At 53.8% G+C, this 20764-nt stretch carries 22 protein-coding genes; 19 read left to right on the plus strand and 3 right to left on the minus strand.

What is annotated here, in order from left to right; all coding sequences use genetic code 11:
* Nucleotides 1-30 precede the first annotated feature (30 nt).
* A complete protein-coding gene (gene lgt / locus JC200_RS14095) occupies nt 31-858 on the minus strand; it encodes a prolipoprotein diacylglyceryl transferase (RefSeq protein WP_274436556.1) in 828 nt (275 codons plus the stop codon).
* Nucleotides 859-1356: 498 nt separating this feature from the next.
* On the opposite strand from lgt, the gene JC200_RS14100 reads away from it, so the two are divergent.
* The 7 genes from JC200_RS14100 (at nt 1357) to JC200_RS14130 (ending at nt 9020) form a co-directional block, all read left to right on the plus strand.
* Nucleotides 1357-2658, plus strand: coding sequence for an O-antigen ligase family protein (locus tag JC200_RS14100; RefSeq protein WP_274432319.1), 1302 nt, complete (start codon nt 1357-1359; stop codon nt 2656-2658).
* Nucleotides 2659-2740: 82 nt separating this feature from the next.
* On the plus strand, nt 2741-3994 hold the full coding sequence (locus JC200_RS14105; protein WP_274432320.1) for a glycosyltransferase family 2 protein: 1254 nt from the start codon (nt 2741-2743) through the stop codon (nt 3992-3994).
* Between the two features lie 348 nt (nt 3995-4342).
* On the plus strand, nt 4343-4966 hold the full coding sequence (locus JC200_RS14110) for a hypothetical protein (RefSeq protein WP_274432321.1): 624 nt from the start codon (nt 4343-4345) through the stop codon (nt 4964-4966).
* Nucleotides 4967-5149: 183 nt separating this feature from the next.
* Nucleotides 5150-5947, plus strand: a complete 798-nt coding sequence (locus JC200_RS14115; protein WP_274432322.1) for a sulfite exporter TauE/SafE family protein — start codon at nt 5150-5152, stop codon at nt 5945-5947.
* A 34-nt stretch (nt 5948-5981) separates the two neighbouring features.
* Nucleotides 5982-7181 carry an NAD(P)/FAD-dependent oxidoreductase gene (locus JC200_RS14120; RefSeq protein ID WP_274432323.1) on the plus strand — a complete coding sequence of 400 codons (1200 nt, stop codon included), beginning with the start codon at nt 5982-5984 and terminating at the stop codon, nt 7179-7181.
* A gap of 55 nt (nt 7182-7236) precedes the next feature.
* A complete protein-coding gene (locus JC200_RS14125) occupies nt 7237-7824 on the plus strand; it encodes a helical membrane plugin domain-containing protein (RefSeq protein WP_274432324.1) in 588 nt (195 codons plus the stop codon).
* A 65-nt stretch (nt 7825-7889) separates the two neighbouring features.
* Entirely contained in the window at nt 7890-9020 is a 1131-nt protein-coding gene (locus tag JC200_RS14130) for an MBL fold metallo-hydrolase (protein ID WP_274432325.1), read from the plus strand.
* Between the two features lie 85 nt (nt 9021-9105).
* Here the strand turns inward: JC200_RS14130 and JC200_RS14135 are convergent, their stop codons facing one another.
* Entirely contained in the window at nt 9106-9756 is a 651-nt protein-coding gene (locus tag JC200_RS14135; RefSeq protein WP_274432326.1) for a response regulator transcription factor, read from the minus strand.
* Nucleotides 9757-9802: 46 nt separating this feature from the next.
* Nucleotides 9803-11083, minus strand: a complete 1281-nt coding sequence (locus JC200_RS14140) for a PAS domain-containing sensor histidine kinase (protein WP_274432327.1) — start codon at nt 11081-11083, stop codon at nt 9803-9805.
* A gap of 207 nt (nt 11084-11290) precedes the next feature.
* Here JC200_RS14140 and JC200_RS14145 point away from each other — a divergent pair, with 207 nt between their 5' ends.
* From JC200_RS14145 to JC200_RS14200, 12 genes are all read left to right on the plus strand, one after another.
* Nucleotides 11291-12652 carry a cytochrome ubiquinol oxidase subunit I gene (locus JC200_RS14145; RefSeq protein ID WP_274432329.1) on the plus strand — a complete coding sequence of 454 codons (1362 nt, stop codon included), beginning with the start codon at nt 11291-11293 and terminating at the stop codon, nt 12650-12652.
* Nucleotides 12649-13707, plus strand: a complete 1059-nt coding sequence (locus tag JC200_RS14150) for a cytochrome d ubiquinol oxidase subunit II (RefSeq protein WP_274432330.1) — start codon at nt 12649-12651, stop codon at nt 13705-13707. The genes JC200_RS14145 and JC200_RS14150 overlap by 4 nt, the downstream gene beginning before the upstream one ends.
* Before the next feature lie 106 nt (nt 13708-13813).
* Nucleotides 13814-14059, plus strand: coding sequence for an AbrB/MazE/SpoVT family DNA-binding domain-containing protein (locus JC200_RS14155; protein ID WP_274432331.1), 246 nt, complete (start codon nt 13814-13816; stop codon nt 14057-14059).
* A gap of 145 nt (nt 14060-14204) precedes the next feature.
* Nucleotides 14205-14465, plus strand: a complete 261-nt coding sequence (locus tag JC200_RS14160; protein ID WP_274432332.1) for a hypothetical protein — start codon at nt 14205-14207, stop codon at nt 14463-14465.
* A 144-nt stretch (nt 14466-14609) separates the two neighbouring features.
* Nucleotides 14610-15077, plus strand: coding sequence for a hypothetical protein (locus JC200_RS14165; protein ID WP_274432333.1), 468 nt, complete (start codon nt 14610-14612; stop codon nt 15075-15077).
* Complete coding sequence (locus JC200_RS14170) at nt 15049-15447, plus strand: hypothetical protein (RefSeq protein WP_274432334.1); 399 nt, start codon at nt 15049-15051, stop codon at nt 15445-15447. Before JC200_RS14165 ends, JC200_RS14170 begins: the two co-directional genes overlap by 29 nt.
* Nucleotides 15444-15662, plus strand: a complete 219-nt coding sequence (locus JC200_RS14175) for a hypothetical protein (RefSeq protein WP_274432335.1) — start codon at nt 15444-15446, stop codon at nt 15660-15662. Before JC200_RS14170 ends, JC200_RS14175 begins: the two co-directional genes overlap by 4 nt.
* A 68-nt stretch (nt 15663-15730) precedes the next feature.
* Nucleotides 15731-16228, plus strand: coding sequence for an Hsp20/alpha crystallin family protein (locus JC200_RS14180; RefSeq protein ID WP_274432336.1), 498 nt, complete (start codon nt 15731-15733; stop codon nt 16226-16228).
* A 232-nt stretch (nt 16229-16460) separates the two neighbouring features.
* Nucleotides 16461-17489, plus strand: coding sequence for a LacI family DNA-binding transcriptional regulator (locus tag JC200_RS14185; RefSeq protein WP_274432337.1), 1029 nt, complete (start codon nt 16461-16463; stop codon nt 17487-17489).
* A 25-nt stretch (nt 17490-17514) separates the two neighbouring features.
* Nucleotides 17515-18858, plus strand: a complete 1344-nt coding sequence (locus JC200_RS14190) for an ABC transporter substrate-binding protein (protein ID WP_274432338.1) — start codon at nt 17515-17517, stop codon at nt 18856-18858.
* A gap of 90 nt (nt 18859-18948) precedes the next feature.
* On the plus strand, nt 18949-19887 hold the full coding sequence (locus tag JC200_RS14195) for a carbohydrate ABC transporter permease (RefSeq protein WP_274432339.1): 939 nt from the start codon (nt 18949-18951) through the stop codon (nt 19885-19887).
* Nucleotides 19884-20714 (plus strand): carbohydrate ABC transporter permease, encoded by an 831-nt coding sequence (locus JC200_RS14200; protein WP_274432340.1) that lies wholly within the window; start codon nt 19884-19886, stop codon nt 20712-20714. The genes JC200_RS14195 and JC200_RS14200 overlap by 4 nt, the downstream gene beginning before the upstream one ends.
* Nucleotides 20715-20764 lie beyond the last annotated feature (50 nt).

Raw genomic sequence — 20764 nt, forward strand, 5'->3', positions numbered from 1 at the left:
CGCGGTTGAAACCCGTCAACCACACCCAGCCTATTCGGGGCTACCGACACTTTCAGTGGAGTGCGTGTAAAACATCCGGTCGTTGCGGTTTTTCTTAAATACCCACACCGCAAGAGCAATGCCTAGGGCGAACGTCACCACTGCCGTGTACTGCGCGGCGTCCCAACCGAGCGCAAACCGCGGTGAGTCACCGCGAAGAATCTCCAGGAAGAACCGCTCGACACTGTAGGTCAGAACATAGTAGACGGCGGCGAAGCCTTTCGGCCACCCCTTCTTTCTCTGAACCAAGACGAGCAGAACCGCGAAGAGGATGATATCCGCTTGACCTTCCCAAATCACGGACGGCCACAGTGGTTGGGCACCGTACTCCGTGTGGGCGAGCGTGCCAACTGGGAAGACCACGCCAAAGTTCTGGTGGGTCGGGCTCCCATACGCGCTTCCGTTCATGAAGTCTGCATCCCGACCAATGCTCATGCCGATGATGAGGCCCGGCACGGCTAAGTCTATGAAGTGCAGAAGGCTTTTGTTGTGTCGCCGTAGGTACAGCCAGCCGGCAATCAGTCCAAAGACAACGCCACCTTGAATCGACAGGCCACCGTGCCAAATCATGACAATTTGCCCGGGGTGTTTGGAATAGAAGGACCAATCGAAGAAAAACACTTGCCAGAAGCGCGCCCCGATAATACCGGCGACCAGGCAAATTGGCCCTAAATTCCACCAGTGCTCGACGTCACCCTTATGGCCGTAGACCTTCGTAAAATACAGCGTGATCCCAAGTCCCAAAAGGAACGCGAGAGCAAATATTGTGCTGTACGACCGGACCGGGAACGGGCCGATCCAAAACCAATACGAATGAATTGTGGTTCCCTCCTTGAGGTTGCTATAGTGTTCGTGGCATCTGACGGATTCAACCGGACGTCTCGACGTTCGGCTGAGGGCCGAATGTCCTACCTATACACGGACAGCAATTACAGCTGTTTGGTTCATGTTACCTTAAACCAAGGGCTTGTCGCCATATTGAAATGCGAGCTGCGACACACTACGGCTCGGTACAACCAGTGTAATCGGAAACAGGGCTGATGAGTCCCGACGGGACAGACCAGAGCAGAGCAGCCGAAAAGGGCACTGTTTGCCTGTTTTCCCCAGTTGCTCTGGCGGTCGTATCAGGAGGGTGCGGGAGCGCAGACTAGGCCTATAAAACAATCGGCGGACAACTTTCCTGCAAGTGCACTGGGCCACCCCCGCAGCTTCGAAATGTCTGTCGAATTTGTCTAGAGGACGTCGGTTGTTTTTGTCCCAAGTCTGGACTTCCTGTATGATGGGATGGAAACAAACTGTCTTGGGGAGTTGACCGACGTGCTTGTTCATGACCCAAGTACAGCGCGGCGGGTCAATGAAGTTCGCCCATTTGGCGACCGAGTTGTGAAAGTTTGTATGTTTTTGCTCATCGCATATCCAATTGTCAGTTACACGATTGAACGGGCATTCTCGGTGTCGCTTGGTTCACTTTGGGACCGCGTTGTACTGGCCGTGCTTGCTGTCATTGCGCTTGTTCGTTATCGAACAGGGCACCGACCGATGGGGTTCCGATGGTTTCGCTTTGCAAAGAGCTATGTTGTCTTCTGTCTTGCTCTGCTCTGCGTGGGACTCGTTTCGAACCCGTCAGTCGCTTTCGATGGTTTTAGTATTGACGTAGAGTATATTATTTATGGGTTGCTGATCCCGCTTGTTATTGACGCTGAAGATGTCCCCTTATACCTGTACGGCGTTGCTGCTGTATCGACTCTGCTCGGTTTTGATGGAGTTTTTCAGTACCTGACCAAGGTGCCGATACCGTCAAGTTGGCTGGATGTGGGGGAGACAGTCCGTACCCGGGTCTTTTCAGTCCTAGGCTCGCCGGGGGAACTTGCAGCCAACATGGAAGTGGGCCTGCCGCTTCTGGTCGCGCTGTTTTTCACGGACAAGCGGCGCGTGCGCCGATGGCTGTATGCCCTTGGCGCGCTCAGTTGCTTTGCCACCTTGCTGTTTACGTATAACCGTGGAGCGTGGCTTGGCATCGCAGTCGGGGTCTTGTTCGTCGCTGTCTTGTACGACCGCCGACTTTTGATCGCGGTTGTCGTTCTCGGGGCGGTGCTGTTCTTTTTGCCGCCAATCCATCACCGAGTACTTGACCTGTTCAGCCAGGTCTATCTGATTAAGTCAGCACAGGGTGGTCGTATCATGCGCTGGACCGAGGCGTTTGCGAACATGACAGGACAGCCGTTCTTCGGAGCGGGCCTTGGGCGCTACGGTGGGGCCATTGCAGCAGCCAGACATTTCTCGTTGTACTCGGACAGTTACTATGCGAAAATCCTTGGAGAGTCTGGACTGATTGGACTCGTCTTGTTTTTCGCGATTCAGGCTGCCATTGTTCGGGATGTCATACAACTGACCGTTCGTCGTGTTGTTGGTTCACAACGTTTTGTCGCACTCGCAGGACTTGTTGGGCTCGTAGCTGTGATTGTCCACAGCTTTGTCGAGAACTTGTACGAATACGCATCGACCGCGTCACTGTATTACTTGGTAGTGGGCCTGCTGTTGGTCTGGGGACGAGCGCAGTCTGACCGGGGAGAGAATCACCTCTCCGGAGAACTGCTAACCATGGATGCAAACACGTAGCCAACAGGTTTTTACAGACCGTCGAAACGCGCCTTAGACAATCTTCTGATTGCGGTTGTCTGGCGCAGAAAGAGGGCTGACCATGTCATTTTGGTACGGAGCCTTTAACATTGTCTATTTTGTAGTCCAGGTGCTGACGCTCGTCGTCGCACTGTATCAATTTGGAATGTCAATTTTCGGGTTTCGGCACCGCAAGCAGCCGATTGTGCATCAGCCACAGAAGCGGTTCGCGCTGATTATCCCGGCGCACAACGAAGAACGCGTGGTTGGTCCTTTGATTGACAGTCTGGTGGCACAAAACTACCCACGCGAGCTGTTCGATGTCTACCTCATTGCAGACAACTGTACCGACCATACGGCAGACGTCGGAGAGCGCCACGGCGCGACCGTTTATCAGCGGAGTGATGCACAGGAACGCGGGAAAGGGTTCGCGATTAAGTGGATGATTGAGCGGCTGAAAGAACTCCCGCGGGAGCCTGACGCCATCATCATGTTCGACGCAGACAACTTGGTTGACCCGGAATTTCTCCGCATCATGAATGAAAAACTCTGTCGCGGTCATCAAGTCATTCAAGGCTACCTCGGCGTCAAGAACCCGTTCGACACGTGGGTTAGTGTCTCGCTCGCGATTTCGTACTGGTATGACAACCGGATGTGGCAGAACGCGCGCGCGAATCTAGGCTTGCCCTGCGCACTCGGAGGCACGGGACTGTGCATTGACTTTTCACTTTTGAAAACGCTCGGTTGGAATGCGACGGGGCTGACCGAAGACCTAGAGTTTGGCGTACGCTGCGTCGAACACGGGATCACGCCACTGTGGGCGCATGAAGCCAAGGTGTACGACGAAAAGCCCATGACCATCATGGCCTCGTTTAAGCAGCGTCTGCGCTGGCAGCAGGGTCACTTCCAGTGTGCAAAAGAGCACCTGATGCCGCTCTTTAAACAGGGACTTATGGAACGCAAGTTGATGAAGTTCGACACGGCGGTGTACTTGTTCCAGCCCATGCGGTCGCTCGTCGTGTTCGTCATGTCGCTGATGATGCTCATCGTATCGTATCTGCCAGTGACAAATTCGCTCGGTGTGTCACCGTTCACACAGATTATCCCGACCAACGTGTGGGTCGCAATCTCGGCTGTCCTGTTCCTTGAGATGCCGTTTGCGCTTATGCTCGAGCGCATCAATTGGCGCGCGTACATTGGTCTCATCCTAGCGCCGATGTTTTTGTGGACGTGGGGGCCCGTCACGTGCTACGCGTATCTGACCCGAAAGAACCGAGTCTGGTACCACACCGAACACAAGCGCTCTATGCGCCTCGACCAAGTGCACGGTCGCTGACCTCGGCGGTTTGAGAACAGCCGCTAGAAATTTTGCGTACAACCAGCTGATGATGATGCTGGTTGTACGCTTTTTTTGTCGATGTGTGGACTGCTAGATGATGTCGGTCACGTCAAAGCCGAACACATTGTATCTGTGGGACCGTGTCGCGCACTACTAGTCCAGGACTAGTCGTATTTGAGGACTTCTTCCCGTACCTTCTGTGAGGCATTACACAGCTAAGTTAGCCAAAAACAATCATCCATCTTGGTCTGTGGCACGTTTCCAAGACCAGCGATAATAAGGTCGTAGCAAGGAGCACCAATTTGCAGGGCGCAAAGACATACGAAGTGCTGGGAGGTCTTCATAGTGAATGGTTACTTCAGTGCCGTCGCCGGGGAATTTCGCAAAAACGGGTGGAATGCATTTATTGTCGTAGTATTTACTATCGCTCGGCTGTTCTTTGGATGGGACTGGTTTAAAGCAGGATGGGACAAATTGACTGTGGAGCACTGGCTGTCGGATGGTAAATTTAACGCAGGCGGACTGCTGAAAGGCATGGTCGCATCGATTCAGCACTCACACGGCATGGACCCGTTGCATTTCGACAACTTGTTAGTTTGGGCCGTCAACCATATATTCGTGCCAATGGGTGGGTTTCTGGACTTCTTGGTTGTGTTTTTCGAAATCTTTATCGGTCTGTTCGTTTTCTTCGGGTTCGGGTTCATCTGGAGCATGCTTGCCGCTCTCTTCCTGAACCTGCAGTACGCAACTGCAGGTGCATCGAACAACTTTGGCTATCTCGTTACCGATATTGTCTGGGTTACTTTGCCGAAGTACGCGAGTCTGATTGGCTTCGACGGTTACATCCGGTATCGTCGCGGCAAACAGCTGCTCGACTTTGGCGGTCTCGGCTCAAGGAAGAACCTCGAAGACGGCGCTGTCGGCGCAAACTTCAAGAGCGGTGGCCGTGGTACTCCAGCGAAAATGTAACTGTGACGCAACACACGAATGCGATGATTGGATAAACTCGTTAAACCCCTCCTGACATGGGAGGGGTTTTTGTGTGCCATCTAAGCCGGTGTAGACGTTCACTTCAAACTAGGGTTTTCCCCGATACTAAGTTTCTCTGCCGGCATGCTAAATTTGTTCGCGCAGGAGGTGAGCAGGCAACTCATGACCGAATTACAAATCGCCTTATCGGTCGCTTCGGGTGCGGTCGTCGGCTTTGCTCTGGGGTTGCTCGGAGGTGGAGGTTCGATTCTGGCCGTTCCTCTCCTACTGTACGTCGTCGGCATTCATGACGCCCACGTTGTCATCGGCAGTACAGCCATGGCGGTAGCCGTCAACGCTTACTTCAATCTGTTGCCACATGCCAGAGCCGGACATGTTCGCTGGAAACCCGGAATTTGGTTTGCCGTGTTCGGCGTTGTTGGCGCAGCTATCGGCTCACGGATTGGTCAGTTGGTGCCTTCAAAAGATATTTTGTTCTTGTTCGCGTCTTTTATGCTGTTCATGGCTTATCGAATGGTCAAAGGACGCTCCTCGTCCGAGTCGAGTGAAACAAGCGGGACGAAGCAACGGTTGAGGCTTGGGCGGCTCGGCAGTAGTGGCGTTGCGGTTGGCCTTCTATCCGGGTTTTTCGGTATTGGCGGCGGATTCTTGATCGTCCCGGGGCTGGTTTTCTCCGCAGGGCTGTCGATGGTGGAAGCAGTGGGAACATCGCTGTTCTCTGTGGGAACCTTCGGACTCACCACGGCTGTCAGCTACAGCCTGTCAGGGTTGGTGGATTGGGGCATCGTCGTTCCCTTTATCTTAGGTGGAGCCGTAGGAGGACTGCTTGGAGTCAGGTCAGCCGTTCGGCTTGGGAAGCAAAAACAATCTCTGCGGTACGTCTTTTCCGGTGTCATCGTGGTCGTGGCGGTGTACATGTTGGTCATGAATCTTCATGCGCTTTACGGCCACATCGCGTGAGTTTGAAATCATTCATTCTGAGGAGTGATGGCGCATGGCCAAGCAGTTGCACTACAAGGTCGTCATCGTCGGTGGAGGCACGGGCGGAATCACCACGGCTGCCCGCCTGCTGCGGGAGCGTTCGGACCTGTACTCGGAGGTTGCGATTGTCGATCCCGCAGAAAAACACTACTACCAGCCACTGTGGACTCTGGTTGGCGGTGGAGAAGTTGCTAAAGAGAGAACTGAGCGCGCTGAGGCATCTGTAATCCCGGACGGAGCAAAGTGGATTCAGGAAGCCGTCGTGGAGTTGCACCCGGATGACAACGTTGTGATTACAGCGTCAGGGACCGAACTGACGTACGACTTCCTGGTGGTTGCCCCAGGCATCCAACTCGATTGGGAAGCTGTCAAAGGCCTGAAGGAAAACCTCGGAAAGAACGGGGTGTGCAGCAACTACGCGTACGAGTACGCCGAGAGTACATGGGACAACCTGCGCAACTTTAAGGGTGGCACAGCCATTTTCACTGCCCCCAATACACCGATTAAGTGTGGTGGGGCACCACAGAAAATCATGTACTTGGCAGAGGACTACTTCCGTAAGACAGGCGTTCGCAAGGCCTCCAAAATCGTCTTCGCTTCAGGCGGTACGAAAATTTTTGGGGTCGAGAAGTACGCCGAGACCCTGACCAAGATTGTACATGAACGCGACATCGCCACAGAGTTCTTTCACAACTTGGTTGAGATTGACGGACAAAATCGGAAAGCCGTGTTTCAACATTTGCAAACAGGTGAAAGGGTTTCCATGGACTATGAGATGATTCATGTCGTGCCGCCGATGAGCGCGCCGGAGTTTATCAAGTCCAGTCCGTTGGCGGATGAGAATGGGTGGGTAGATGTCGATAAACACACGCTCCAACACACCAAGTATGCCAATGTGTTTGGCGTTGGGGATGCGACTAACCTGCCAACTTCAAAAACAGGCGCAGCAATTCGCAAGCAAGCCCCCGTACTCGTCCAAAATCTGCTGGCGGCGATGAGGAACGCACCTGGAGAAGCTACCTACAATGGCTACACTTCATGTCCGGTCATCACCGGCTACGGGAAATTGATGCTGGCGGAGTTCGATTATGACAATAACCCAGCAGAAACCTTCCCGTTTGATCAAGGTAAAGAACGCTTCAGCATGTACCTGTTGAAAAAGGACATGCTGCCGGTGATTTATTGGAACGGTATGTTGAAGGGTGTGATGTAGAACGGGCATCGCGACACAAGACTAGGTGCCCGACAACGACGGAAGGGGGATGTCCATGAAACAGCCAGTGGTGACGGAAGCAGCGGATCTAACCCAGACAATTGCAGATACACTCAAGCAACCTGAGGTCCAGGAGTCGATGGTGACTGCACTCAACAAGTTGCCGAAACTTGTTGAGTTGATGACGCAGCTAGAAAATACATTGGACTTCGCAAGTTCGGTCGTGTCCGACGAAGCGTCGCTTGGCTACCTGTTCAAAGGGCTGAAGGACGATCTGCCGAACATCGAGGCCAACTACGAAACGCTGAATGCTGCCATGGTTCTGGTCAATAAATTGCCGAAGTTAGTGCGCTATCTCGAGGCTCTCGAGCCGTGGATTGACTTTGCGGCGGGGGTATTAGCTGATAGGGAGTCACTGCAATACCTGACGGATGGTGTCGGATCAGTCGTTCAGTCGACCGTCGGGAAAGGCAAAACCTATTTTGAAGAGGCGAAACAACGGGCGAGCCAAGACACAACTCCGGTTGGCGTCTTCACCCTGTTGAAGTTGCTGAAGGACCCAACGGTTCAAAGCACGGTAAAAGTAGTCAAGTCCTTCCTTGACGTGATGGAAGAACGCAAGCAAGTAGGGGCTACATCCTGAAGCGTTCCAGTGGCGCAAGCCCTTCCCATACAAATTTGAATTCGAAGCAGGAGGATGAAGTACACGTGAAATCGATCAACGTCGAACAACTACACAATCGCATGCAGTCCAATGAAGGTGTCTTTATTCTCGATGTCCGTGCGGGCAACGCTTATGATGACTGGCACATTCAGCACAAAAACGTCACCTCTGCCAACATTCAGAACTCCAAATTGTTGAACTCCGGTCCACAGGCATACGACGAAATTCCAAAGGACCGGGAAATCATCACCGTCTGTGCCAAGGGTTCAGCTGCAATGGAGACCGTGGGCATTCTCGAGAAAGATGGGTACAAGGCTGCTTACCTTGAAGGGGGTATGCAGGCCTGGAGCGAGTTCTACTATTCAACCCAGGTGGCTGTGACAGACGACTTTGAACTCCTGCAGGTGATTCGCCCGGCGAAGGGTTGCCTCTCTTATGTGCTCATTTCCAAAGGCGAGGCAGTTGTTGTTGACCCGGCCCGACACATCGGTGTTTATCAGAACATCGCAGAGGATAAGGGTGCGCGAATCATGCACATCCTTGATACGCACCTCCACGCTGACCATATCACTGGCGCTCACGAGTTGGCAGTTGCAACGGGGGGGAAGTATTGGATAGCAGAGAGCGAGATGCAGGGTTCACCGCTTAGCTATCATGCTCTGACCGATGGACTCCAGATTTCGTTTGGAGCGTCGACGCTCGAGGTGATGGCCGTTCCTACCCCTGGGCACACACCCGGCAGCACATCCTTCCTGGTCAACAACACTTACTTGCTGTCCGGTGATACGGTGTTTGTCAACGGACTCGGACGCCCTGACCTCGGGGGCAAGGCGAAGGAATGGGCGCACATGCTGTACGAAACCGTGATCGGAAGATTGAACGCACTTTCGGACGACATCATTGTTCTCCCGTCGCACTTCTCGGATTTCCGTGAGGTGACAGAGGCCGGTTACGTGGGAGCGCTGCTTGGTACGCTGCGCAGTGAAAATGAATGGGTTCGCGGCGGAGACGATGAAGACAGCTTTACGGAAGCCGTGGCCGGCAGGCTCGGTGCGACCCCGCCGAATTACGAAACCATTGTCGATATCAATCGCGGTGTGCGTCCGGTTTCCGCGCAGGAAGCTTCAGACCTCGAGATTGGACCGAACCGTTGCGCCGTCAAGCACCTCGGCTGATTGCGGGTGGACCAGGGTCACAAGCACAGTGCGGCAATGAACTACAGAGCAAGCCTCGGATCACGATGATTCGAGGCTTGCTCTGTCAAATGAGGTCCTGGCTCGCAGCGTACCGAATCAGATCGGCTCGCGTTTTCGCATTTACGCGGTTCATAATGTGCGCCCGGTGTGCTTCGACAGTTTTGACACTAATGTGCAGGCGGTCGGCAACCTCTTTATTCGTGTACCCATGCGCTATCAGGGTTAACACTTCTGTTTCACGGGGCGATAGGAGGGTACGAGGGCGGTTGTGTCCGGTTGAGCGCTGTAGAATTCGCGTGCGGGTGTCGAGTGGGATGCGCGCTGGCAGGTACACAGCCGTCGCTGAGGTCAAGACGGACCGAATGGCTTCTACAATTTCGTCACTCGAGTCGTGCTTGAATAGGACACCGTTTGCGCCAGCACTCAGCATCCGCTCGATATGCGGTTCGTCGTCGAACATGGTCAGCATCAGGATGCGGCTGTCGGGTACGGTCTCGCGAATGTGCCTTGTCGCAACAATGCCGTCAATGCCTTTTGGCATATGTACATCCATTAAGATCACGTCTGGTTGGAGATTCACGGCGAGTGGAATGGCCTCATCGCCTGTATCGGCTTCGCCGACAACTGTCAAGTCGCTGTTTTCCTCCAGTAAGCGGCGGATTCCTTGGCGAACAAGCGCGTGGTCATCTACGAGTAGAATGGTGGTGGGGTTCATCCGGCTTGGCCTCCTCTCTCCTTCAAAATCGCTTCGACGAAGACGTTCATTCAGGCTGCGTGGCATGGAATGCGAGCGGGATCGAAAGGTGAATCCATGTTCCTGTTTCTTTGCTACTGTCGATCGCAATAGCGCTTCCGATTGCACGTGCGCGTTCCTCCATGTTTCGCAGTCCGTAGCCGGTGGAGTGTAGGTCCGTGCGGTGAAATCCTGTCCCGTTATCGTGGACATCCAAAGTCACAGTGCCTTGCGTACGCTCGAGTTCGATCTGCACAAAGGTGGCCCGTCCATGCAGGACCGCGTTGTGTGTCGCTTCTTGAACGATGCGGTAGATGTGGACTGCGACTTCAGTGGGAAACTGAGTGTCAAATGGCATATTGGTGACGTACGCCACCGTCAACTCTGGTGTCGTCAAGGTCTCGGCAAATGTCTGCAATGCTGCCACCAGGCCAAGGCTGTATAGGACAGCAGGGTAGACTGTGCGGGACAGTGTTCGAATTTCATCTATGCTCGAGTTCATCTGCGCTTTAAGTTCATCAATCTTGTCGCGTAATTGCGGCTCTGACACCTGTTTAATGAGATAGTCGAGCCCCAAGTTCACTGCATACAGACTCTGCGATACCCCATCGTGCAGTTCCTGAGACAGGCGCTTTCGCTCCTCCTCTTGAACTTCCCAAGTGTGGTGTGTCAGCCGCCTGGTCAGCCGCAACTCCTCCTCTTGAAGTTCAAGTGTGACATCGCGAATCGTGATGACCATATCGCGCCCTTTCGACTCTCTGTGCGGCATCAGGAACGTTCGATTCATACCGACATTGACCCAGTCTCCAGACTTCGTCAGCAGCTGTGATTCGAAATAGTTTCGGTCTTGGCTCTGAGCAAGCAAACACCTTTGCTCTCCCAGTTTGAGTGGGCGTGTCTGGCAGTATTTGCAGTACGGGACGACGTCGCCGAGGTACCAACCAGTCATGCGAACTGCGGCTGGGTTGGTATACACAATAGAACGGTTTGGGTCCATCACAATGACGCCGTCACTGAGTAACGTGAACAGTTCCCGGAACCTTCCGTACTCTAGTTGTCGCACCACTCGCGATTCGTGAACAAGTACAGAAAAACCAGCCAGCACCCCGATGAACATCAAGCCAAGTGCAACGCCGATGCCGGGCTTTCTGTAGTGGAGGTCTATGACGAGCAGAACACCAGTCCCCACCAACAGAACCCAAGTGACGACGAGGTACTCGTTAATTCGCGACGATCGCTTCAGGTACTCACCCCCAGGATGACAGGCGACCAGTATTCGAATGTTCGGGGTGGGATTGACCACAGACACCCCTGTGTACAGCTTTTACATGATGACGGATTTTACCCCAATCGGGTTTTTCCCTAATCGGGATTTGCCCGATGGGAGGCGCAACTGCACAGGCGTACCATTGGACTTCGGATAGAGGGTTGCTCTCTTGTACTGAGATGTTCTAGCTAGTCGTGATAATGGTGTGTTTCGTGCAAAGCAATTTTGGCCTTATAGGAGGGGATATACATGTCACACGTGATGATGGCACGGGCATTATTTGGCATCACTCTTGGCTATCACATTGGCTACGCCACTATCTCCGTGGGTGCGCCGATGCTGATTGTCTTAGCGGAAATTCTCGCCGCGCGAACTGGACAAGCCGAATACAGACTGTTTGCAAAGCGAGTCACGATGGTGCTCGTTCTCCTGGTCGGGGTGGGGCTGGTGACCGGAACGACCGTTGCAGTTATGCTTTCTGTACTTTGGCCAGGGTTCATGAAGGTGGCTGGACAAGTCATTAACCTGCCCTTTCAAATTGAAGTCTTCGCCTTTATGTTAGAATCCCTGTTTCTGGCGATTTATGTATACGGAGGCGACCGACTATCCGTTCGCACGCGTATCCTGAGCGCGGGGTTTGTATCCCTCGGTAGCGGTTTATCAGCGCTACTCATCACGGACGTAAATGCATTCATGAACACGCCTGTGGGATTTCACTTCGTGAATGGGCAGGTCACGGACGTGCACCCCTGGCAGGCCATGCTCAACCCAGCGATGCCGACAGAGTTGGCGCACGTGTTGGTGTCCGCGTACATGACAGTAGGTTTGTTGTTCGCAAGTGTCGCCGCGAGAGGGTTGTTGAGGAGCGAGGCGACACCGTTTGAACGCGGATATCACAAGCGGGTACTGCGAATGACCATGGGTTTCGGTACAGTGATGGCCATTCTAACCGCAGTGGTCGGCGACGCGTCGGGCAAGTTTCTGGCTCACTTTCAACCTGAAAAGTTGGCGGCTGCCGAGGGCTTGTTTCGGTCGACCAACAATGCTCCGCTGGTCGTCGGTGGAATTGTGAATGGCACGACACAGCAGGTACAGGGTGGGATTCCACTGCCGGATTTGCTCAGTTTTCTCGCGACGGGAAGCTTCACCGGTCACGTCACTGGACTCGACGCATTTCCAAAGTGGACGTGGCCACCGCTGTTCGTCCACAGCCTGTTTGACATCATGGTCGGCATCGGTTCACTTGCCATCGTCGTCGGCCTGGCCTATGGATTGTTCCTGTGGCGAACCAAGTCGACGCCGCGCTGGTTGTTGTGGGCAATCGTTGCCATTGGAGCGCTGTCGATGCTTGGAATTGAAGACGGTTGGACGTTTGCAGAAATTGCGCGTCAACCGTGGATTATCAGCGGCTACTTGTTGGTGGCGAACGCGGTGACGTCTTCACCTGGGATTGGCTGGATGTTTGCTGGGTTTTTGACTCTGTACTCTGTGCTTTTAATCGGGACAATTTGGGCGCTCCGCGTATACTTTCGCACACACCCCTTGCCATCAGACGGCAGCACTTCTGATGGCTCGCGTCCGGCGGCGAAGCACGGCGGTGTATCCGCATGAGCATGACGAATGTCGGGGCCGCGCTAGTCTGGCTGTTCATTCTCGTGTACGGTGTCCTTGGCGCCATCGACTTTGGTTCAAGTTTCTGGCGGTGGCACTTCAATCGTAAAGGCAACTGGAGCGCAGAATTGGTCGCCCGCAACTACGTGAGTCCGACTTGGGAACTCATTAACGCCTTTCTGGTGTTGATCCCGGTCACTCTACTCGGTTTGTTTCCTGGCGCAGTGTTTGCGTACGGCACGATTTTGGCGGTGCCTGCCACGCTGCTCTTAACGTTGCTGGCACTGCGGGGTGCATACTGGCAGTTCGGATACGCTTCGTCGAAACGACGGAATCAGACGATTCTCGTCGTAGGGTTGACCGGGTTGATTTTACCTGGTGTGTTCTCAAGCTTGTTGCCGCTTTCGCAAGGGGGATTTGTTGATGTGGTTCGGGGAACCTTTCGTCCCGAACTTGTGCACTTCTTCTTGAGTCCCGTGGTCTACCTCTACATGGTCTTTGGGAGTGTCTTGGCACTATTCGTCTCCTCCGTGTTTCTCAGTCGCTACGCCTACTCTTCAAACGAGTTTCGGGCTTTTGCGACGTATCGTCGGCAGGCATTGTGGTCAGGTCCGGTGAGTCTGGCAGTGGGTGTTAGCGCAATTGTCGTCAGAACTCCCGGGAGCCTTGATCTGATAGGGCGGCTGATGGTCGTGTGGCCGTTGTTGGTTGCGTCGATGGTTGCATTTGCGGTTGCTTATGGCGCACTGGTTTTGGCTGGACGCACACAGCAGACGACAAAGCACATGGCTCTGCTGAACGTGGCACTTGTTTTCACACTGGCACAGCTCATCACGGCGCATTTCGCCTATGGATTGGCCCATCGCGGATATTGGCTGTACCCTTATATTGACTTCCGGAACAGCGCTTCCAATCCTGTGATGTTCCACCAGACACTTGTGGTTCTACTGGTTGGAACGGTGTTGCTTACACCAGGGTTTCTCTGGTTTCGAAGACTGTTTATCACCAATGTCGACTACGCTGCGCGCAAGTCGACAGGCGGTCACCGTCACTGAGCCGGGAAAAACTTGCTGATATCGCGATTCTTAAAGATTTTTCAATACTTTAACGGTAGACTGAGGACGAAGCAGTACCCATGCACTACCCAGGAGAGGATGTAGTATGGAGTCTACAGGGATTGTACGCAATCTCGACCAACTTGGCCGTATCGTACTACCCGCTGAGACGAGGCGTCTGTTAGACATCGAAATCAAGGACAGCATAGAGATCTTCATCGACGGGGAAAGCCTGATGTTTCGCAAGTATGCCCCCGGCTGCGTGTTTTGTGGGGAGAGTTCAGACGACTTAATGTACTTCCGCGGTAAAATGGTGTGCCAGAGTTGTCGACAAGACCTCAAGTCTGTGTAGTGTAGCAGATTGAGCACGTCACAGACATCCGCAATCCGGATTGTCGAAACAGGCCGTTCAACACGAACGGCCTGTTTCGATTTTGGCTTGTACGAGTCTTCTTGGGCCGCTTGCAGCATAGAGTGAACACCGGGGAGGGGAAGGCGTGCAGGCGAGTCACTTCATCGCGCTTTATATTCAAACTATCAGCGGCAGCGCTGGCGTTTATATTGGCGCCCAAAACATCGCGACCGGCGTGAGCGGTCACTCCAAGAAGAACAGTGCCGTTGGTTCCCTCGGCACTCATTCCCGCTTCTGCCGGAACCTGAGTCTAGTCTACGACCCAGACACCGTCGATGCACCGATCGACGACCGCGATACACTCATCTTCGTACCTTATCCGCCCTCCGTACACCGAATGCCCTGAACTCCTGTTCCAGTCACTGCCCAACCACCGTGCAAACCGCGGGAATCTGCCGCCAGTCCTAACGCATCTCGCCTTGTCATAGAAATAGATCTGAGAACGCCGAACACGTGGATGTCGGTGACGGAATGGGGTTGGAATGCAGCCATGTTGAGGACTACTCGTTTGTTGCGCAGTCAGCAGCAGTTGATTGAACAGCTTCAGCAGACGAACGAGTTGCTTTCGCAGCTGCCGGACCAGATTGCCCGGGGTGGGGGGAGCGTCGTGATCGAAAACCTCCACGTCGATAGTGCGCACCTCGACAAATTGCTGTTTCAGCTCGACAGAGTGGACGTACAGGAACTCAGCGGCACACTCAACCTCGGCAACAACTTTCGTTTGGACGAAGCGAAGACACAAGTCAGCAAAAATACGAAAAACATCTTGACGCATCTGCTTGACCAAAAGAGTCTCGTGAAGCCTGAGCCACCGCCGCAACCCACCACAAGTGATGGGAGTGACGGGGCACGCACAAGTCCGAACCGATTTGTTCAGACGAACAAAGGGTACGCGGTGGAGATTGGTATTGATGGGGAGGCGGCAGGAGTTGCAAAAGCGAGCAATGACGACAGATGAGGGACTGCTGTCACCTGTGTTCGTGATTGGCACAATTTCCGTTGGCCAGATGGAAGGGGCTTCGTGCCTGAACGTCGGCAATAACTTTCCGACCAACTTTCAAAGCTATAAAAAGCACAACCAAGGTTTTGGTTCTGTGAACGGTGACCATAACGTGGTTCCGAATTTGCGCGCGCTCCTCAATGACCCGGATGTACTCGACACCGTTTCTTTCAGCCCGCAGCCAGATGTACCTGAGTGGGTGCAGCGGTTAATCGACGATACTCGCCCGTCAGACGCTTTAGCACAGAGTTTCCTGGACGCTGACGCTGGGACCAATCACGAGTCGTGGCCACCTCAAAACGGCGAACAGAGGAAGTGGGATCGATGATTCGCGTGCGCTATGGCAAGATTCAAGTGGGAACGATGACCGATGAAGCAGGACTTCATGTTGGCAACAATTTCATCGGGGGCCGCACGCGCCACGACAAGTCTTCTGAAGCAGTTGGCAGTTTGAGTGGGAAGAACAACGAGGTGTCTGAAAGCCGACTGGTCGTCATGGATGACGATGTGGTCGACGGTGGGCGAATTCAGAGCACAAAGTAAGTCAATTCCGACGTTCTGACCGAACCAGACGATGCCTGCCAACGTGTGGCTCAAAGGGAGTGGAACAGATGCAAAACGGTGGTCCGGGGGGCCAGAACCCCTTTGATATGCTGCGCAACCTGGGAGACCTGAAAGACATTCGTAAGTTGCTCGGACCAGACTTTTTCAAGAACTTGCCGATGTACGGTGGGGAAGGTGGCTCAGAAACGTTTCGGGAGGCTGACACAAATTCGTTTCCTGTTGCTGACTTGTACGATGCAGGCAGCGAGTATGTGCTTTGGCTGAATTTGCCTGGATTAGGCCGAACCGATATCTCTTTGCAGGCAACTCCCTTCCATGTGGTGATTCGTGGACAGGTTCCCTCGCTCGTGCCTCAACGCGACGACCGGCTGCTACTTGACGAGCGGTTTTATGGGCCCTTTGAACGTGACGTGGAACTGCCGTCGCGGATTCAGCCGGATGCAGTGCGTGCCAGCTTTACCAACGGCGTTCTGCGCGTCGTGCTGCCGAAATACAGCCCAAATGAGACAGAGTTCAATCCGTCCGTACCGATCGACCTTGAATAAGGGGTGGAGGTTGTGGACAAGCCCAAGGTCTAAGAATTCAAATGCAATCTAATGTAAGCGCTTGACTCTAGCGATGCATTTGGAGTATGGTACATATAAAGTTTTTATGAAACCGTGTTATGAATATGTTTCATAGGAGGTGCTTGTCATGTGCGTGCCCGACCGTATTGGCTGACGCACGAACATGTCGTTGTCAGGTACCTAGACCCACAGAACAGGAAGAGTGACAGCAGTGAAGGTGACTATACGAGACGTAGCAAGGCGGGCCGGGGTGTCTCCAGCGACAGTCTCGCGGGTGTTGAACAAGCCGGAGTTAGTCGAACCAGAGACAAAGGAACGTGTGCGCGGCGCGATTGAGGAGCTTGACTTTCAGCCGAGCGCAATCGCACGCGGGTTAAGCGTACAGCGGACGGACACAATTGGTTTGGTGGTTCCGGGCATCACGGACCTGTTTTTTGGCGAACTCTACCGGGGTATCGACCGGGCCAGTCACGAATCCGGCATGAAGGTCCTGTTATTTGACGCTCAGCATGCGAGACATCGAGCTTTTGAAGGATTTACGTTTCTTCGGCAACACAGGGTTGGAGGCATTATCTTTACGAGCAAAGTCGTCAGTGAGGACTATGACCCGGTGCTTGAGCGTATCGGCATTCCAGTCGTACTTGCGCTGACCGAGGCAACAGGGCGGACTGCGCTGCCTGCATTCAAGGTCGACGACGTGAAAGCAGTGTTCGACGCCGTGGCGTATCTGGTTTCGCGCGGGCATACGCGAGTTGGCATGATTACGGGCGATATGAGCGACGACTTAACTGGGGATTTGCGGCTTCAGGGCTACCGCGCAGGCCTTGAGCACTACGGTATCCCATACCAGTCAAACTGGGTTGAAACCGGTGACTACCGTTTTACTACAGGGTACCAAGCCATGCGCCGGTTGTTGGAGCACCAAGACCAAAACCAGTTGACTGCCGTGTGCGCTGCGAGTGACGAAATGGCTATCGGCGCCATCCGTTGTTTGCACGACCACGGACTCAAAGTGCCGGATGACTTTTCTGTCATGGGGTTTGACGACTTGGGTGTGGCGCATATGACAGTTCCGGCTTTGACCACAATTGCACAGCCATTCGCGGAGATTGGCGAGCGAGCCGTGCAACAACTGGTGCAGATGATTGCGGATGACACGATTCATGCGAGTGGAACGTACTACCTTCCTCACCGTATTGTCGAGCGAGAGTCTGTACGCGCACTGTCTGACTTGAGGTAGTGAATTACACAAAGGGGGCTAAAAAATGAAATTGGCAACGACGAAAACAGTGGCTATTGCGGGGAGCGTCTTGATGGCAGGCGGGCTGCTTGCCGGATGTGGAACGACATCAAACACCACCACTGGTGGCAGCAATTCGACCGGTGCAACCGGCAGTAGCTCTCCCGTTAATTTCTCCAAGGCGAGCGGCACGATTATCTGGGCCGCGCCCCCGATTACACACACAGGTCTGCGAGCTGACATGATTGCCGAATTCGAAAAGAAGTATCCAAACATCAAGGTCACTCTACAGAACCAGGCCAGCAACACGGGTACTAACAAGGCGAGCCTGACAACCACCATTGGCGGTGGTTCAGCCACGCCTGACGTGTACATGGGCGATGTCATCTGGCCAGCGCAGTTCGCGAATTCGCAGCTCGCCATGTCTCTCAGCAGCAAGCTTCCAAGTTCATTCTGGAATCGTTTCTCAAAGGGCCTTGTTCAAGGTGCGACGTACAAAGGCAATGTCTACGCAGCTCCGTTCTTTGCGGATTCCGGCTTCCTGTGGTATCGCAAGGACTTGCTCCAAAAGGCTCATTTACCCGTTCCGACGAGTTGGGCTCAGGTCGCGTCCGAGGCCGCAACTCTGCAAAAGGATGGCTACGTAAAGTACGGCTATGTTTGGCAGGGCGCTTCATACGAAGGTCTGACCTGCGACTTTATGGAGTACCTGACTGACGCTGGCGGACAAGTGTTAAACAGCAAAGGACAGGCGAACATTAACACCCCCCAAGCTTTGAAGGCACTAACCTTCATGCGCGGGCTGATTACGAGCGGTGTGACGCCATCGGCGGTGACCACTTTCCAAGAACCTGACTCGGAAAACGTCTTCCTGCAAGGTCAGGCTGCGTTCCAACGCAACTGGTCGTATGTGTGGGTGGATTCGCAGAACTCGCAAAACTCCAAGGTCGTCGGCAAAGTGGGAGTGACGGTGTTGCCGACATTTGGCGGCGGTGCGGGGTATAGCACGATTGGCGGATGGAACCTGTACGTCAATCCACACACCAAAAACTTGCCGGCTGACCTCGCGTTTATCAACTGGATGACAGGGACGCAGGCACAGACCATCCTTGCAACCAAGTACTCAGAGATTCCAACGAACGCTTCGGTAGCAAACAATCCGAAGGTGAAAGCGGTCAGCCCAGTCTTCAACATTGTCAGTAAGACTCACTACGTGGCGAGGCCGTCTTACACGCCAAACTACGCTGCCGTGTCACAGGCTATTTACACGAATGTAAACGCCGCGCTTGCAGGTAGTGTTACACCTGCTCAGGCACTGAAACAGGCACAGGCTCAGATCAAGCAGGCGCTGTCTAACGGTGGTCTCTAAGTCGCTGCCGAGTTGCAGTGCGCACATTGGCAGACATTTGGGGCGGAGGCGCCAGTCGGCTCCTCCGCCCTCGTTTGGAGGTGATCACTTGTGAGCGCAGAGCCGCTGCCGTCCACACCTACCGTCCATCGCGTCTCTCTCAAAAACGCAGACAGACGTACCGGGTACATCATGATACTTCCAGCTGGTGTCGTGATTGCGGCCGTGACGCTGTTTCCGATTGTGTATTCGGTCATTATGAGCCTGAACAACATCAACCTCACAGAAAACGGCTACCAGATGTCGTTTGTTGGTCTGCACAACTACAGCGTCCTGATCCATGCCGGACTGTTTTGGCAGAGTGTCTGGTTCACCGTCTACTACGCGCTTGTCACAGTGGTGGTTGAGCTCATTCTGGGGATGTTGATCGCACTCGCAATCAACAACGTACAACGGCTCAAGAACGTCTCCATTGTCGTCATGCTCATACCTTGGTCGCTCATCACCGTCATCTCGGCGCAGATGTGGAGGTACATCTACAGCGGCGTCTACGGCGTGCTGAATTACGTGCTGCAGTCGCTGCACATCATTGGGCAACCTGTCACATGGCTTGGGACACCCGTCAGTTCCGTAATCGCCATGATGATTGCTGACATTTGGAAGACCACGCCATTCGTCGTGATTATCCTGCTCAGCGGCCTGCAGATGATTCCGCAGGAGTACTATGAAGCCTCCTACATCGACGGTGCCAACCGCTGGCAGTCGTTCTGGAGCATCACCTTTCCGTCTTTGCGCGGTAGTATTGCCTTGGCGGCGCTGTTTCGGATTCTGCAGGCGTTCGGCGTTTTTGACTTGCCGTTTGTGCTCACGGGCGGGGGACCGGACAACGCCACAGAGTCGCTTGCCATGCTAGGTGAACAATCGTTGTTCTCGAACCTGCACTTTGGCATTGGGTCGGCGATTGCCGTGAGTACAGTCATCCTAGTGCTCGGGGTTTCCCTAATCTTTTTGTCAGCATTTCGAAGCATGGTGGAGGGCGATGCACAGTGATCCAGACCCGGCGCCAAAAGGTCATCGGTTACGTTGTGTTGATTTTGTTCCTCGTCGCCATCCTGTTGCCGTTCTACTGGATGTTCATTACATCGTTCAAGCCTAACACCGACATCAGCGCATACCCACCGTCGCTGTTTCCGGGGACTTGGACATTGGTGCACTATCGGAACGCGTTCGGCCAGTTTCAGTTTGGCGTTTACATGCGCAACAGTGTGTTTGTGGCGCTGTCCTCGACCGTTTTTGTGCTTGCGTTCGCGAGCATGGCCGGCTTCGCGATTGCCCGTCTGCCCGTCAAGGCGAAGACACCGATGATGGTCGGACTGTTGATGATTTCCGTCTTTCCGCCAATCGCGATTATTACGCCACTGTACATGCTTTTGCGCACCGTGGGTTGGCTCAACTCGTACCAGGCGTTGATTATTCCCTACACTGCATTCAACTTGCCGTTTGCGACCTGGATTCTGCGCAACTACTTCCTGCAGATTCCAGGAGCGCTGTTTGAATCCGCGAAAATTGATGGAGCCTCTGTGTTTCAGACCTTCTACCGGATTTTTCTGCCGCTCACGTCCCCGGGACTGTTCACGGCTGCCGTGTTTACGTTTGTGGCTTCGTGGACTGAGTTTTTCATGGCACTTGTGTTCAACACCTCGAATTCGATGCGCACGATTCCGGTCGGGATCGCACTGTTTAGCGGGCAGTTCAGTGTTCCGTACGGAGATTTGTTTGCGGGCTCGGTTGCGTCAATCGTACCCATTCTGATTCTGGTTGTGATTTTCCGCAAATGGATTGTCTCTGGGTTGACAGCAGGTGCTGTGAAAGGTTGAATTTGTAAAGGGTCGCCATCTATCATCGAGAACAAAGATTGTGACAACTT

Origin of the sequence: Alicyclobacillus sp. ALC3 (assembly GCF_028751195.1) — a bacterium.
In the GTDB taxonomy this organism is placed as follows: Bacteria; Bacillota; Bacilli; order Alicyclobacillales; family Alicyclobacillaceae; genus Alicyclobacillus_L.

Coding starts and splice junctions, on each gene's coding strand:
- JC200_RS14165 (WP_274432333.1), top strand. CDS start 14,610: ATGTTGAGGACTACTCGTTTGTTGCGCAGTCAGCAGCAGTTGATTGAA.
- JC200_RS14105 (WP_274432320.1), top strand. CDS start 2,741: ATGTCATTTTGGTACGGAGCCTTTAACATTGTCTATTTTGTAGTCCAG.
- JC200_RS14125 (WP_274432324.1), top strand. CDS start 7,237: ATGAAACAGCCAGTGGTGACGGAAGCAGCGGATCTAACCCAGACAATT.
- JC200_RS14175 (WP_274432335.1), top strand. CDS start 15,444: ATGATTCGCGTGCGCTATGGCAAGATTCAAGTGGGAACGATGACCGAT.
- JC200_RS14180 (WP_274432336.1), top strand. CDS start 15,731: ATGCAAAACGGTGGTCCGGGGGGCCAGAACCCCTTTGATATGCTGCGC.
- JC200_RS14150 (WP_274432330.1), top strand. CDS start 12,649: ATGAGCATGACGAATGTCGGGGCCGCGCTAGTCTGGCTGTTCATTCTC.
- JC200_RS14145 (WP_274432329.1), top strand. CDS start 11,291: ATGTCACACGTGATGATGGCACGGGCATTATTTGGCATCACTCTTGGC.
- JC200_RS14155 (WP_274432331.1), top strand. CDS start 13,814: ATGGAGTCTACAGGGATTGTACGCAATCTCGACCAACTTGGCCGTATC.
- JC200_RS14135 (WP_274432326.1), bottom strand. CDS start 9,756: ATGAACCCCACCACCATTCTACTCGTAGATGACCACGCGCTTGTTCGC.
- JC200_RS14120 (WP_274432323.1), top strand. CDS start 5,982: ATGGCCAAGCAGTTGCACTACAAGGTCGTCATCGTCGGTGGAGGCACG.
- JC200_RS14190 (WP_274432338.1), top strand. CDS start 17,515: ATGAAATTGGCAACGACGAAAACAGTGGCTATTGCGGGGAGCGTCTTG.
- JC200_RS14115 (WP_274432322.1), top strand. CDS start 5,150: ATGACCGAATTACAAATCGCCTTATCGGTCGCTTCGGGTGCGGTCGTC.